This is a genomic window from Actinacidiphila sp. bgisy160 (assembly GCF_965342435.1).
GTDB lineage: Bacteria > Actinomycetota > Actinomycetes > Streptomycetales > Streptomycetaceae > Actinacidiphila.
Genome location: NZ_CBDRCM010000001.1, coordinates 26,523 through 39,880 on the forward strand (window position 1 = coordinate 26,523; position 13,358 = coordinate 39,880).

The 13,358-nt window shown below is 72.3% G+C and carries 18 protein-coding genes and 1 pseudogene; 13 read left to right on the forward strand and 6 right to left on the reverse strand.

Translation table 11 applies throughout. From position 1 onward, the window contains the following. Positions 1-99: 99 nt before the first annotated feature. Positions 100-2,505, forward strand: coding sequence for a DEAD/DEAH box helicase (locus ACRWNP_RS00100; RefSeq protein ID WP_431958768.1), 2,406 nt, complete (start codon positions 100-102; stop codon positions 2,503-2,505). A 56-nt stretch (positions 2,506-2,561) separates the two neighbouring features. Here the strand turns inward: ACRWNP_RS00100 and ACRWNP_RS00105 are convergent. The 6 genes and pseudogenes from ACRWNP_RS00105 to ACRWNP_RS00130 form a co-directional block, all read right to left on the reverse strand. Beyond that, a pseudogene (locus tag ACRWNP_RS00105) lies at positions 2,562-2,822 on the reverse strand (Rv3654c family TadE-like protein); the annotation flags it as partial. Further along, positions 2,819-3,166 (reverse strand): TadE family type IV pilus minor pilin, encoded by a 348-nt coding sequence (locus ACRWNP_RS00110; protein ID WP_431958769.1) that lies wholly within the window; start codon positions 3,164-3,166, stop codon positions 2,819-2,821. The gene ACRWNP_RS00110 and the pseudogene ACRWNP_RS00105, both read right to left, overlap by 4 nt. Then, the gene (locus tag ACRWNP_RS00115) at positions 3,153-3,350 is read right to left on the reverse strand and encodes a DUF4244 domain-containing protein (RefSeq protein ID WP_431958770.1); all 198 of its coding nucleotides are present in this window, start codon (positions 3,348-3,350) and stop codon (positions 3,153-3,155) included. Before ACRWNP_RS00115 ends, ACRWNP_RS00110 begins: the two co-directional genes overlap by 14 nt. 10 nt (positions 3,351-3,360) lie before the next feature. Next, positions 3,361-4,134, reverse strand: coding sequence for a type II secretion system F family protein (locus tag ACRWNP_RS00120; protein WP_431958771.1), 774 nt, complete (start codon positions 4,132-4,134; stop codon positions 3,361-3,363). Continuing rightward, positions 4,131-5,039, reverse strand: coding sequence for a type II secretion system F family protein (locus ACRWNP_RS00125; RefSeq protein ID WP_431958772.1), 909 nt, complete (start codon positions 5,037-5,039; stop codon positions 4,131-4,133). The genes ACRWNP_RS00120 and ACRWNP_RS00125 overlap by 4 nt, the downstream gene beginning before the upstream one ends. Next, positions 5,036-5,362: an ATPase, T2SS/T4P/T4SS family gene (locus ACRWNP_RS00130; protein ID WP_431958773.1), complete on the reverse strand. Its 327-nt coding sequence runs from the start codon at positions 5,360-5,362 to the stop codon at positions 5,036-5,038. Before ACRWNP_RS00130 ends, ACRWNP_RS00125 begins: the two co-directional genes overlap by 4 nt. A gap of 45 nt (positions 5,363-5,407) precedes the next feature. Here ACRWNP_RS00130 and ACRWNP_RS00135 point away from each other — a divergent pair, with 45 nt between their 5' ends. The 12 genes from ACRWNP_RS00135 (at position 5,408) to ACRWNP_RS00190 (ending at position 13,213) form a co-directional block, all read left to right on the forward strand. Then, positions 5,408-6,946, forward strand: a complete 1,539-nt coding sequence (locus ACRWNP_RS00135) for a recombinase family protein (RefSeq protein WP_431958774.1) — start codon at positions 5,408-5,410, stop codon at positions 6,944-6,946. 628 nt (positions 6,947-7,574) lie between these two features. Beyond that, positions 7,575-8,075 carry a hypothetical protein gene (locus ACRWNP_RS00140; RefSeq protein ID WP_431958775.1) on the forward strand — a complete coding sequence of 167 codons (501 nt, stop codon included), beginning with the start codon at positions 7,575-7,577 and terminating at the stop codon, positions 8,073-8,075. Between the two features lie 112 nt (positions 8,076-8,187). Continuing rightward, positions 8,188-8,433, forward strand: coding sequence for a hypothetical protein (locus ACRWNP_RS00145; protein ID WP_431958776.1), 246 nt, complete (start codon positions 8,188-8,190; stop codon positions 8,431-8,433). Positions 8,434-8,442: 9 nt separating this feature from the next. After that, a complete protein-coding gene (locus ACRWNP_RS00150) occupies positions 8,443-8,691 on the forward strand; it encodes a hypothetical protein (protein ID WP_431958777.1) in 249 nt (82 codons plus the stop codon). Between the two features lie 194 nt (positions 8,692-8,885). Next, positions 8,886-9,164: a hypothetical protein gene (locus ACRWNP_RS00155; protein ID WP_431958778.1), complete on the forward strand. Its 279-nt coding sequence runs from the start codon at positions 8,886-8,888 to the stop codon at positions 9,162-9,164. 62 nt (positions 9,165-9,226) lie between these two features. After that, positions 9,227-9,421, forward strand: coding sequence for a hypothetical protein (locus ACRWNP_RS00160; RefSeq protein ID WP_431958779.1), 195 nt, complete (start codon positions 9,227-9,229; stop codon positions 9,419-9,421). A gap of 37 nt (positions 9,422-9,458) precedes the next feature. After that, on the forward strand, positions 9,459-10,211 hold the full coding sequence (locus tag ACRWNP_RS00165) for a hypothetical protein (RefSeq protein WP_431958780.1): 753 nt from the start codon (positions 9,459-9,461) through the stop codon (positions 10,209-10,211). Positions 10,212-10,279: 68 nt separating this feature from the next. Continuing rightward, positions 10,280-10,438, forward strand: coding sequence for a hypothetical protein (locus ACRWNP_RS00170; RefSeq protein WP_431958781.1), 159 nt, complete (start codon positions 10,280-10,282; stop codon positions 10,436-10,438). 765 nt (positions 10,439-11,203) lie between these two features. Next, the gene (locus tag ACRWNP_RS00175; protein WP_431958782.1) at positions 11,204-11,542 is read left to right on the forward strand and encodes a hypothetical protein; all 339 of its coding nucleotides are present in this window, start codon (positions 11,204-11,206) and stop codon (positions 11,540-11,542) included. A gap of 98 nt (positions 11,543-11,640) precedes the next feature. Continuing rightward, positions 11,641-11,799 (forward strand): hypothetical protein, encoded by a 159-nt coding sequence (locus ACRWNP_RS00180; RefSeq protein ID WP_431958783.1) that lies wholly within the window; start codon positions 11,641-11,643, stop codon positions 11,797-11,799. Between the two features lie 230 nt (positions 11,800-12,029). After that, the gene (locus tag ACRWNP_RS00185; protein WP_431959215.1) at positions 12,030-12,596 is read left to right on the forward strand and encodes an HNH endonuclease; all 567 of its coding nucleotides are present in this window, start codon (positions 12,030-12,032) and stop codon (positions 12,594-12,596) included. After that, positions 12,593-13,213, forward strand: a complete 621-nt coding sequence (locus tag ACRWNP_RS00190; RefSeq protein ID WP_431958784.1) for a helix-turn-helix domain-containing protein — start codon at positions 12,593-12,595, stop codon at positions 13,211-13,213. The genes ACRWNP_RS00185 and ACRWNP_RS00190 overlap by 4 nt, the downstream gene beginning before the upstream one ends. Positions 13,214-13,358: the final 145 nt, after the last annotated feature.

Here is a 13,358-nt window from a genome sequence, read left to right on the forward strand (position 1 = left end):
CATGGATCGGCAGCCGCGATGGCATTCAATCACTTACCAGCGGGCATGCACGACGCCTTACGGCGATTGTCCGTCATGCCAGTGACACACTGAGTGCCGATGGCTCAGGATCATCTTCCGCAGTCGGCGCACGGCCGTACCTCCCCCGTCGCCCTCCTGGAGCGGCTTGCCACGGGGGCGGGCAGGGCCGCGCGCATCACCCATACGGAGCACTTGCCCCCGCGGGCGGGTCGCCATGCCGATTGGCCTGATCAGATCCGCCCGGAGGTGATCGACGCGGTCCGCGCGTGCGGCATCGAACAGCCCTGGGAGCACCAGGCCCGGGTGGCCGCCCACGCCCTCGCCGGCACCTCCGCGGTGGTCGCCACGGGGACGGCCTCCGGCAAGTCCCTGGCGTACCTCGTGCCGGTCCTCAGCGCCCTCCTGGAGGGCTCCGAGGCCCCGAACGGCCGGGGTGCCACCGCGCTCTACCTGGCACCCACGAAGGCCCTGGCGGCCGACCAGCGCCGTGCCGTGGCCGAGCTCGCCGCCCCGCTGGGCAAGGCGGTGCGCGCGGCGGTCTACGACGGCGACACGCCGTTCGAGGAACGCGAGTGGGTCCGCCAGTACGCGACCTACGTGCTCACCAACCCCGACATGCTCCATCTGGGCGTCCTGCCGGGCCATTCCCGGTGGTCCTCCTTCCTCCGGCGGCTGCGCTACGTCGTGATCGACGAGTGCCACAGCTACCGGGGCGTGTTCGGCTCGCACGTCGCCCAGGTCATACGCAGGCTGCGGCGCGTCTGCGCCCGCTACGGGGCTGATCCCGTCTTCCTCCTCGCCTCCGCGACCGCCGCCGACCCCGGCGCCACCGCCACCCGGCTGACCGGTGTGCCCGTCGCCGAGGTCACCGAGGACGCCTCGCCCCGCGGCGAGGTCGCCTTCGCCCTGTGGGAGCCCCCGCTCACCGAGCTCAGCGGGGAGCACGGCGCCCCGGTGCGCCGCACCGCCACCGCAGAGGCCGCCGACCTACTGACGGACCTGGTGCTCGACGGCACCCGCACCGTCGCCTTCGTGCGCTCCCGGCGGGCCGCCGAGCTGATCTCCGTCATCGCCCAGGAACGCCTCGCCGAGATCGACCGCCGGCTGCCCCGCCGGGTCGCCGCCTACCGGGGCGGTTACCTGCCCCAGGAGCGCCGGGCCATCGAACGGGACCTGCACACCGGGCGGCTCCTCGGACTGGCCTCCACGACGGCCCTGGAGCTGGGCGTGGACGTCTCCGGGCTCGACGCCGTGCTCCTGGCCGGGTACCCGGGCACCAGGGCCTCCCTGTGGCAGCAGGCGGGCCGGGCGGGACGGTCCGGCCAGGGGGCACTGGCGGTGCTGATCGCCCGCGACGACCCGCTGGACACCTACCTCGTGCACCACCCGGACGCCCTCTTCCGGCGTCCCGTCGAGTCGACCGTGCTCGACCCCGACAACCCCTACGTCCTCGCCCCGCACCTGTGCGCCGCGGCGGCCGAGCTGCCGCTGGGCGAGGAGGACCTGGCGCTCTTCGGGCCCGAGACCGCCGGGCTGCTGCCGCAGCTGGAGCGCCGCGGCCTGCTGCGGCGCCGTACCGGTGGCTGGTTCTGGACGCGGCGGGAGAGGGCCGCCGACCTCACCGACATCCGAGGCGAGGGCGGCAAGCCCGTCCAGGTGGTCGAGGCCGGGACCGGGCGCCTGCTCGGCACCGTCGACGCGGGCGCCGCGCACACCACCGTCCACGAAGGCGCCGTCCATCTGCACCAGGGCCGTACCTATCTCGTCCGGCACCTGGACCTGGAGGACTCCGTCGCGCTGGTGGAGCGGGCCGACCCGCCGTACTCGACGATGGCCCGCGACACCACGGCGATCTCCGTGCTCGACGAGGACCTGGTGGAGGAGTGGGGCGAGGCCCGCCTCCACTTCGGCTCCGTCGAGGTCACCCATCAGGTCGTCTCCTTCCTGCGCCGCCGGCTGATCACCAACGAGGTGATGGGCGAGACCAGGCTGGACCTGCCACCGCGCACCCTGCGGACCCGAGCCGTGTGGTGGACGGTCACCGACGATCAGCTCGACGCGGCGCGTATCCACCCCGAGGAGCTGCCCGGCGCCCTCCATGCGGCCGAGCACGCCTCGATCGGTCTCCTCCCGCTCTTCGCCACCTGCGACCGCTGGGACATCGGCGGGGTCTCCGTGCCGCTCCACCAGGACACCGGGCTGCCGACCGTCTTCGTGTACGACGGCCATCCCGGTGGCGCGGGCTTCGCGGAGCGGGCCTTCCGCACCGCCCGCGGCTGGCTCACCGCCACCCGCGAGGCGATCGCCTCCTGCGAGTGCGAGTTCGGCTGCCCCTCCTGTGTGCAGTCGCCCAAGTGCGGCAACGGCAACGACCCGCTGGACAAGCAGGGCGCGGTACGTCTGCTCGACGTGCTCCTTGCGACGGAGGGCCCGTCGGAGCCCGCCCCCGCCGTCCCCGCGCCCGCCCCGGATCCGGAGCCCTGAGGCCCGGCCCGGGAGCGCACCCGGGCGGGCCCGACCGCGGCCGTGACGTCGGCGATCTCACCGCTGACCACACAGCGCAACAGCCGGGCGTGCTGGGCGGCGGCCACCCGTCCGGCCGTGGCACAGGCCTCCGCGCCACCCCGCAGGGCGTGGTCGGCGGCGGCGAGCGCCGCGAGGTCCGCGGCCGCCCCCGCGCGGTGCCGTGCCGCGACGGCGGCGCCGAACGTCAGCACGGCGCACGCGGCCAGCGCCAGCAGCGCCCCCAGAAGCGCCGTCCAGACCGTCGCGGAGCCCTGGTCGTCCGCTCGCCGGCTCACGGCCGCTCCCCCGTTCCCTCCACGGCGGCGACCGCCTCCCCGCGGAGCGTGAGGGACAGGGAGCGGACCTCGACGGTCACCCGGACCACATCGCCGCCCCGGTGGAGGAAGACCACGGCCCCGGCGGGAGCCGCCGTGCGGGCCGCCTGCAGCACCGCGCCGTCCCGCTCCTCGCGGGCGGCCGCGCGCGCTCCGGCCCGTGCGGCGTCGACGCAGCGGATCTGCGCGGCCGCCGCGGCCAGCCCCCACAGCAGCAGCCCCGTGAGGAACACCAGCGACGGGATGACCACCGCGGCCTCCGCCGTGACGTAGCCGGCGTCGCCGCGGCGCTCAGAACGCCACATCGAGGGCCCGCTTGATGAGCCCGCTGAGCGCGGAACTGACCGCGCCCGAGGTGACCACCTTGTAGAGCACGGCCGCGAAACCGCAGGCCGCCAGCGTGCCCACGGCGTACTCGGCCGTGGTCATCCCGCGCTCGCCGGTGCGGCAGCGGCGGCTCAGCTTCCTCAGACAACGCTTCACTCGCATGACTCCCCCTTCAGTTCGTCGTGCCGGCGAGGATCGCCCCCGCCAGCCCCATGACCACCGGCGCGACCCCCACGAGGAGGAAGGCCGGCAGGAAGCACAGCCCCAGCGGGGCGGTGACCAGCACTCCGGCGCGACGTGCGCGCGCCGCCCCGCGACGGGCGTGTTCGGCGCGGCAGCCAGCGGCCAGCCGCGCGATCTCCTCGACGGGCGGCACTCCCGTCGTGGTGGCCCGCTCCAGGCACCGGGCGAGCTCTCGGCAGCCGAGCCGGTCCAGCCGGCCCCAGCACTGCGCGGGGTCGCCGCCCAGGCGGAGCTCGGCGGCGGCGCGGGTGAGCGCCTCCCCGAGCGGCCCTCCGAGGGACGGCCCGACGGCCTCGGCGGCCTCGCGGGGACCCGCCCCGGCCGTCACGCAGGCCGCCATCAGATCGGCCGCCAGTGGCAGCTGTCGCGCGGCCCGCGCCTGGTCCACGGGCCCGGCGGGCCGGGGCCGCCGCTGCCGGCGACGTATCGCGTAAGCGGCACCGATCCCGGCCGCCGCGCCGGGGATTCCGCCGACCAGGGCGAACGCGCCCAGAGCGACCCCGGCGACCGGCGCCCATTCCCGGACGGGGGCCGTACCCGGCCACCTGCTGCCGCGCCGGGCAGGGGGTGCCATGCCCATGAGCAGCCGGAGCCTGCGCCGCGCGGCGCGCTCCCTCCGGGCGGCGGCGAACGCGCCCGCGACGCAGAGGGCGGCGGCGACGGCCACGACGATCCCCAGCCTGTGGACGACGTCGCCGCTCATGACCCGCCCTCCGCGGTCCGGACGATGCGCGCGGTCCAGGCGAGCCCGGCCCACTCCAATGACCCGCCCGCCGCCAGGCAGCCCAGCCCGGCGGGTGTGCGCAGCAGGGTGCCCAGCGGATCCGCGCCCAGCCCGGTGCCAAGGACCAGCCCGAAGACGGGCAGCAGGGCCAGCAGCGCCACGGTGGAGCGGGGCGCCGCAAGCTGGGCCCTCAGGTCCTCCCGCTGGTCGCGTTCGGCACGCAGCGCGGCCGCGATCCGGTCCAGGCCGTCCGCGAGCCCGGCACCTCCGTCCATCGCCACCCGCCAGCACGCGGCGACGCCGGAAAGCCCCTCGGCGCCCTCCAGCCGGGCGGCCGCCAGCAGCGCCGCGGGTACGTCACCGGCGAACCGGGCGGCGGCCAGCAACGGCAGCGCGGCGTCCGAGAGGCCGGGACGCTCCGGCCAACCCTCACGGCCCAGCGCACCGGCCAGCGCGGCGGGCGGGGCCAGTCCGGCCCGCAGGTCACCGGCGACCGCCGCGCACAGCGCACCCACCGCCACGGCCCGCCGTTCCGCCTCGGCCCGCCGCTCCCGCTCGCGCAGCCCGCGCCCGGCGAGTGGCACCGCGGCCGCCCCGAGCAGGACCGGCAGCACCGAGCCTGCGGCCAGTCCCGCGACCAACCCGCCGGGCAGGAGAAGCACTTCGCGGCCGAGGCGCCAGCCGAACCGCACCCGGAACGGCTCCAGCAGCCCGCTGAGGCGGGTTTCGATCCCGACTGGCCCCAGGAGCCCGCCGGGCGTCCCGCGGGCCTCAGGACCGCCACCGAGCAACGTCCGCGCCCTGCGCAGGACTTCGTCCCGAGCGCACACCACCCAGGCAGCGGCGCCCGCCGACAGGGCGGCAAGGAGCACCGCGGCGCTCATGGCCGCCCCCTCTCGCAGAGCGCGGCCAACCGGTCCCATCCCGGGCCGCGTTCGGCACCGCGCAGGGCCGGCACCGTGCCGACGATCCCGTCCGGCCCGCGCTCCAGGACGTGGATCTCGGCGACCCGGCGCCGGCCCGAGCGGTCCCGCACCAGATGCACCACCACTGACAGGGCGGCCGCCAACTGGCTGTGCAGCGCTGCCCGGTCCAGACCCGCCACGGCACCCAGCGCCTCCAGCCGGGCGGGCACATCCCCCGCGGCGTTGGCGTGGACCGTCCCGCAGCCGCCCGCGTGCCGCGTAAACCGTGCATGAACAGGCACAGGGCGGATGGCCCACTTCCTAGCCATCCAAGGAAAGGGCCGCCCGTGCCTACCGTCGTGATCTACGACCGCCTATCTCGCCTGTTCGCCGACGAGGCGCCCGACCACCGAATCGCCGCCTGCAAGCGGTACGCCGCCGACCGTGGCTGGACCGTCGTCCACATCGCGACCGACACCAACGTCTCCGGCGCGTCCCAGCTTGAGGACCGCCCCGGCATGCGTGAGGTGCTGACCCGGCTCCCCAGGGCCGACTACGTGCTCGCCGCCAAGCTCGACCGGTACGCGAGGTCGGTCTGGGAGTTTCAACGGCTCCTGAAAGCCGCCGAAGCCACGAATACGACCATCGTCACGGCGGACGGCGTACTCACCCCGGAGACGTCGCGGTTTATCGTCAACGTCTTCGCGTCGTTCGCCGAGTACGAGCGCGACATGATCAAGGCGCGCATCACCGCGTCGAAGGAGCACCACCGCTCCAAGGGCAACCACCTCGGAGGGCTCCCGCCGTACGGGTACCAGGTGGTCGGACCGGTCAACGCTAAGCGGTGGGAGATCGACGAGCCCGCCGCCGCGATCATCCGCGAGTGTGCCAGCCGGCTCGTCCACAACGGCGAGCCGATCGCTGCCCTTGCTCGCGACCTGAACAAGAGGGGCGTACTCCCGCCCGCAGATCACGCCCGCGCCCGTGCCGGGCGAGAGCTCCGGGGGCAGCAATGGCACACGACCACCCTCCGCGACGTGCTGTACACGCCCGCCGTACGGGGGTGGCTCATCCAGGCAACGCCAGGCACCAAGCGCGGTGCCCTGACCAATCAGCCCGTGCTCGACAACAAGGGCAAGCCCATATCAGCTGGCCCCGCACTCCTCGATGCCGAGACCTGGGCCGCTGTCCGCGCGGCGCTGGACGAAAAGGCCAAGGGGCGCGGCACCGACCGCTCCGGGAAGTCCGTCCTCCTCCACATCGCCCGCTGCTCCGAGTGCGACGGCCCGATGTACCGGCAGCGGCGAGCCGTGAAGGGCGTCGACTACTCGACGTACGTGTGCCGTGCCGGTGTCGGGAAGCGCGGCATCCACCGCCCGAACGTCGTCACGGCGCGATACCTGGAGGAGCTGGTCACTGAGGACTACCTCCGTCGGTTCGGCAATTTCACCCGGATGCGCTGGGCCGAGCCGGACGGGTCCGCCGTCCTCCAACTCTCCGAGGTGTCCGCGTCGATCGAACGACTCTCGATTAACTTGCAGGCGCTTGACCCGAACGGCACAGCGGTGCGCATCGCGTACCGCCAGCTGGAAGTACTGGAGAAGCGACAGGCCGAGCTCAAGGCCGAGGCCGAGCACTCCGTCGGCAGGTGGGTCGACGCCGGAGGCACCGTCGCCGACGAGTGGGAGCGACGCGACGAGGAGGGCCGCCGGGCACTGCTGGCCGACCTGGGTACGCGGGTAGTCGTCCGTCCGGCGACCCCCGGCGCACCGAAGCGGTTCGACCCGGCGCGGGTGACGATCGACTACGACGGCCCGGCGTGGCTTCGTGGCCTGGACCCGGCGGAGGCGGAACTGGCCGCACTGCACGTCGACCTCGCCGACTGACGGCGGCACTGACGGCCGACGGGCGGTGTCTCGGGCGATGACCCCGGGGCGCCGCCCTTCGTCGTTTACACGCCCAGCAGTGGCGTTGTGGCCGACGTCACTAATTTGGTCTCCACTATGTGGGACGGACCCGAGCCAATTCCGAGGTGCTGGCCCACTTAGTACATGTGGCGCGGCACTTCGGTGCTGCGGCGGGTGCCTGGGGACGGCACGGGTAGCGACGGCCTCGGGGCCGCCCTCGCGGATGACGCGGGGTGCGACTCCGGGGCCGTTGGCGCCCAGGCGCTGCGGGCGTAACCGCCGGTGAAAGAGCGCTAGCGCAAAGCTGAGCACTGCCCGCCGGAGTGGTGGTTCGTGACGTAGAACCGTCACTCGCTATTCCAACAAGTAGTTTTGGTCGGTCGGTTTCACTAAGCCAACAATCCTGAAGTGACGTTTCTTCGTCACCACGCGTCACGCGGCCCTGTCCGGCGCCCCTCGCTCGCGCCCCGTCCGCGCCTCGCCTGAGCACCCGCCGCGCCGATGCCCGCCTTCGGGACGCGCGCTCGCCGCAGCGTGAGCACCCCGTTCGTGCCTGGCGCACTTCCGGGCCGCCCGCATGACCCATCCACCGTTTGGAGGTCCTCCCATGCCGTCTAACCCGTATACCGCTGTCCACCAGCGCGCTTCCTTCCAGCGCGGTCCAGCGAAGTACCACTGCTGCTACATCTGTGGCCTGCAAGCCAGCGACTGGGCTCTGAACCGCGACGCCGGGCACGAGATCAAGCTCGATGACGCCCGAGTGCATCGCGGATCGCAGCGCCGCCGCCGCACCTACGCTGACTCGCTCGACGCGTACGTTCCGCTGTGCCGTAGCTGCCACCGCGCGTACGACGCTGGAGCCGTCGACCGCCGGTCCCGCTGGAACATCATCGACCCGGACCTCCGCGAGCGTGCCCGCGCCCGCGTCGCCGCCGCCCGGTCGGCGTGGCTTCGCTGGCGCGGTAAGCCGGTGACCAAGGAGTTCCGCGAGTGCGAGTCGTGCGCCGGACCGTTCTGGACGACTCGCGGCGACACCTGGTGTGTGTTTTGCCGCCAGCCCGACACTGCCGCGATCGTCGGCAACCGTCGTCCCATGCGACGCCCGTAGCACGCCACTGCTGCCCCGCTGACGGCCGAGCACGCGACGACCGTCCCCTCACCAACACCGCCACTCAGCATCGCGCTGGGTGGCGGTTCTTTCGTTCCCGAATGGAGGCCCCATGGCCGCACCCACGACCGTTTACACGACCGCCAACCTCGCAGTCATGCTGGCCCATCCCGCGTGCCCGCCAATGCTGGCAGCCAACTGGTCGCACCTGACGAGGACTGCCGCGAACCGCGCCGACGCCATACGCCGGGGCGACCCCGACGACGCCGAGTTTTGGCGCCGTCAGAACGACGAAGCCCTCAGCCACCTCGACGCAACGCTCACCGCCCACGCCCCGAGCCTGCTGCCCAACCACTGAGGAGCGCCCATGGACGACTACCTGCATGTGCCGTACCGCGCCTGGAAGGCGATCCGCTGGGCTGCCCGCGCTGCGTTGCGGTCGAAGGGCTACACCGCCGCCGAACTCGCATCTCCGGAGACCCGCGCCCGCGCTTTCGACGAGCTCACCTCGGACTTGCGCGGCCCCGACCACCTGCCCGCAAGCCAGCGCGCCGCGATGATCGCCGCCGCCGCGAACTACGCGCTCGACCGAGAGATCCGCAGCGCCCGCACGTGAAGGAACCCATGCCCACGATCACCCGCGCCGACCTGATCGCGCTGTTCCGCTGGACAGCCGGCTCGTCGCTCCTGATACTCCTCGCGCTCGTCCTGCTGACGATCTAGCCGCCGACCACAACCTCACACGCCAAACCGCCCCGGGGCGTGCTGCTGACCGCGCAGCGCGCCCCTTCGCCATGCCTGGAGCCACCCATGAACCCCAAGCACCTTCGCCCCGGCGACGAGATCCACGCCGCCCGGCTTGCCGACGTCCTGCCCGACGTCATCGACCAGCGCCCCGGCTCGTACGAGAACGTCACCCGCGTCATGTGGGCCGTGAACGACGAGCTCACCCGACGGCAGCAGGCGACTGTTCCGCTCGGCGTGATGGTCCGGCTTCTGCGTGATGCCGGGTGGGTCGTCCGGAAGACGACGCGTGACGGTCGACGCAGTACGTACGTGTTCGGCCTGGCGCTGTCGGACGCCGCATGAGCCGTGGCCCCGTGAGCAAGCGTTGGGCCAGGACCGTCCGCCGTGTCGCCGGAGCTCACCTCGTGAATGCCCGTGACGACTTGTCCACGGTCGCAGCCCGTGAAGCCGCATACACACGCCTCGTCGAAGCACTCACCGTGCCGGACTGGGTCGATATCCCGTACGACGAAGCGGCCGACATCGCCTGCGATGTCGTCTGGGCCCTCGTGAACAAGTGGGCTGATGGCTACCACCTGCGCGCCAAGCCGCGCGACTGATCCACACCGCGTTTACACACACCTCGAAGGAGACCCCGTGTCCCAGATCTACGCCGACATCACCGGCATCCCGCCCCGTGCCTTCCTCCCCAAGCCCCTTCACAAGTTCCTCGACGCCCGCGAGGCCGCCTACGAGCGGTTCGTCGACTACGAGTCGGAACACGCCGAGCTGCTGATGTCCAGCTGGGAGGCCGCCGCCATCGCGAAGGACGAGGCTGCCGGTCGCGATGCCATGGCCGCCGGTCGTGATCCGCTCGACGAGCCGTCGCACCTGGAAGCCGCCCAGCGCCGCCGCCCGCGTGTGATCGGCGCCCTCCGACAGCTCGCCGCCGAGGTCCACAAGGCCGACGCCGCGCTCAAGGCCGCTGTTCGCCGGGAGATGCCCGCGATCGCGGAGCTGGTCGAAGCCGACGTGTCCAAGGCCGCGAACGCATACATCGACGCCCAGCGGGTCGCTGACGCCGCCCGGCAGGTGTACGGGGCCGCTCTCACCCGGCGCGCGTGGGTGACCAACTGGGACAAGCTCGGCCTGTACACCGACTGCCCGGACGTCACCGAAGCTACGCCGGTCACGGCATCCGAGGGCCCCGCCGTCGATCTGTACGGCTTCCCGATCGACCGTGGCGCCGCCGAGGTCCGAGCCATCGACGAGTCGTACGGCCGCGTCGTTGCGAAGCCGAAGCGTGCGATCCGATCGACGGTCAATGGCCAGGAGCTGGAGATCGACGAGCACCACGCCGCCGCGCTGGTCGCCAAGGGCCAAGCCGAGTACGTCGACGGCGCCGCCTGACCAATCAGCCGGCTCGGGGCGGTGGCCGATCGCTGCCGCCCCGTCGGCGCCCAACCCAAGGAGTACACATGACCGACCCGTCACCCCTCGATTACCCGCCGCCCGGCATCACGCAGCGGGAGTGGGCCGACATGTCCACGAGCGAGCGAGCCGCCGCGCTGTACAACGGCGAGCCGATGTCGTGGGCGCACGACGACGACGTACAGCGACTGCGCGAGCGCCCTTGATGTTGCTCCGCGTCGCCGCTTTCCACCAGCTGGTGCTGGGCGACAAGGTCCTCAGCGCTGGCGACACGTTCGAGGTCGCCGACGAGGTGGCCGCGAACTTCCTCGCTACCGGAATGGTGATCCCCGCCGACGGCGACTGGCGCGGCGTGGTGCCTGGTGCCGTACCGCAGCCACCCAAGCCGGAACCTAAGCCCCGGAAGGCCAAGGGCCGCACCCGCGCCGAGTGCCCATGTGAGCCAGGGCCGCGCCCTCAGGGTGCGCGTGCATCGCTACAGATGTGCCCGGTGGATGGGTGCCAGTGCAAGACCTACCGGGGTAAGTGCCGGGCGCACGCTCGGTACAACGCTACCGGGGTGAGGTACCGCGACAGCCACAACGACGGCAGCTCGACCGACCAGGCGCGCTGGCTGCGTGCCAGCCGTGCTTACCTCCGCGAGCACCCGTGGTGTGAAGACTCAAGCCACCAGCCCGCGATCGCCGCGCCGCCCGCGAAGGTCGTCGACCACATCGACGGGCTAGGCATCCAGGGCCCACGGGGCTTCGACGAGACCAACTTGCAAGCGCTTTGCGCGCCGTGTCACGGCCGGAAGACCGCTCGCGAGTCCTTCGGTCACTAATTGTGACCCCCACCCGGCGGGCGGCCCCTTCGACCCCGGGGGCTCAACGCGCGGGGGAGGGGAATCGAGCATTTGTTGACCAGTATCAACTTTCCGGGGCGTGCCCCGACCACACAACGTGAGGTGAACCGTGGCCGGTGTGCCCGGAATGAAGCAACCCGCTCGCCGCAACCCGATCCAGCGCGGCGAGTCGACCACCAAGCTGCCGAACTACTGCGACTTGCCTACTCCGGCGATACCGCCTGGTGCCAACTTCACGGACGCGCAGGCGTCCCGCTGGGATGAACTCTGGGCCACCCCGTCCGCGTGGCTGTGGTCGGAGTCGGAGATCGGCCTCGTGGCCGCGTACGTGCACCTGGAACGCACGCTGTTCGACGGCACCGGTACCGCAGCCACGATCCGCGAGGTCAAGGCGCTCGGCGAATCGCTCGGCATGACCCCGCAGTCTCGCGCCCGTATGGGCTACACCATCGAGGAGAAAAAGTGACCAAGCGACCCAGTGCCCGTCAGCAGGCGGCGCGGAAGAGGGCCGAAGCCGCCCCCGCGCATGTCGACCCGAGGCTGTGTCCGCGCCACAGGAGCTACGTGCATCGGGGCGCGCCCTGCAAGTGGTGCACGGCGGGTTACCCGACCATCGCCGAAAACCAGATGATCACCATGCTGGACGCGATCGTCGAGGTGGACGCTCCCGAGGTCCGTACGAGTGGCGACGACCTGCGGCGGCGGATCGCTGATCTCGCCTGAGCAGGCCCGCCGCCAGCTGGCCCACTTCCACGATGACCGGGTCGCTCCCGGTTGCGTCTCCCATCGCCTGACGCCCCTCGGATTCGTCCGGGGGGCTTCGGCGTATCCGGGGCGATCCAAGCGAACGAAGGAGACAACCCATGGGCCGATGGGATAACCGCTGGCCACACCCCGTGCCGGACGGTCAGGCATGGTGCCGCGTCGGGCCGCACCTGGCGGACGTGGGCGACATGAAGCGCCACGCGCACAGGCCCGGCGGGATCGACACGATCTGCCGGGCGCACCACGTTGCCGCCGGGCGCGCCCGGTGCGCCGCGAATCCGGGTGCCCACGCTGCCGACAGCCGGGCGCACCGCGCTCGTCTCGCTGCCCGCACCGACGCCGAGATAGCTGCTGGCCGTGCGCGACTTCGACCGGACGGCCTGAAGCGGTGCCGCAAGTGCCGTGAGCAACTCCCGCTCGACGCATTCAGCGACAACCGCACCCGCGCCGACGGCCTCAACGTCGACTGCCGCGACTGCGACAACCCGAAGCTCCGCCGCGCCGCAATGCCTCACATCGAAGCGATGGACCTGTGGACGTGCGTTTACTGCGGCGGCCCTGCCGAGCACACCGACCACGTCATACCGCAGGCTCACGGCGGTAGCGACGACGCGGTGAACCTCGTCCCGGCTTGCGCGGAGTGCAACACGTCGAAGAACGCCGCCCCGGTCCTTGAATGGATCGCTCGCCGCGACCCCGAGCTCCTCGACCTGGTAGCCGGCTGGCCCGTCGAGGTCATCGAGGTGACCGCTTGAGACGCATCTCCGTAACCACCGCCGTCCGCGTAGCCGCCCTCGCCGCAGCGATGTTCATCTCGTTCGCCGTCGAGCGCGACCTGGCGCTGTCCCACGGCGTGCCGACGGTCGTCGCTCCGGCCGTGCCCGTGGCCGTCGACCTGTTCATGGTGTGGGCTGTCCGGACACGGCGTGACGTCGCGCTGTCCGTGGCCGTAGCCGTCGCCGCGAACGTGGCCGGTGTGCTGACCGTCGAGCCGCTGGCCGCCGTCGACACCTGGGTGTCCGCCGGACTGCACGCGGTCTTCCCGTTGACCGTGTGGCGGATGCACCGGCGTCACGCGCCCGCTGCCGACCCGCTGACGACGCAGGACGCCCCGGCCGACCGACCGGCCGCACCGGTCCCGGACACGCCCCCAGTCGCCCAGCAGGCCACGCGACCGGACACGGTCACGAACAGGCCGAAGGCGACTCCAGCGGAACGGCGACCGGCCGCACCGGCTGCCGACATGTCCGCCGTCCGCGACGCCGTCCGCGAGCTGGCCGCCACTGGCCAACGCGTGACCGGCCGGATGTTGGCCGACCGACTCGGTGTGTCCGAGCGGACCGCACGCCGGTACCTGGCCGCCGTCGCTTAGACCGTTTACACGCCGCCCCGCCCTGGTTCATCACGAGCCGGGGCGGGGCTTTTTGCGTTTGCCCTGGTCACGAGCTTGAGAAGCCTCCGAACAGCGTCTTCAAATGTTCCCGGCGCCGCTACAGAGCGGAGTCAGGCAACTGCGG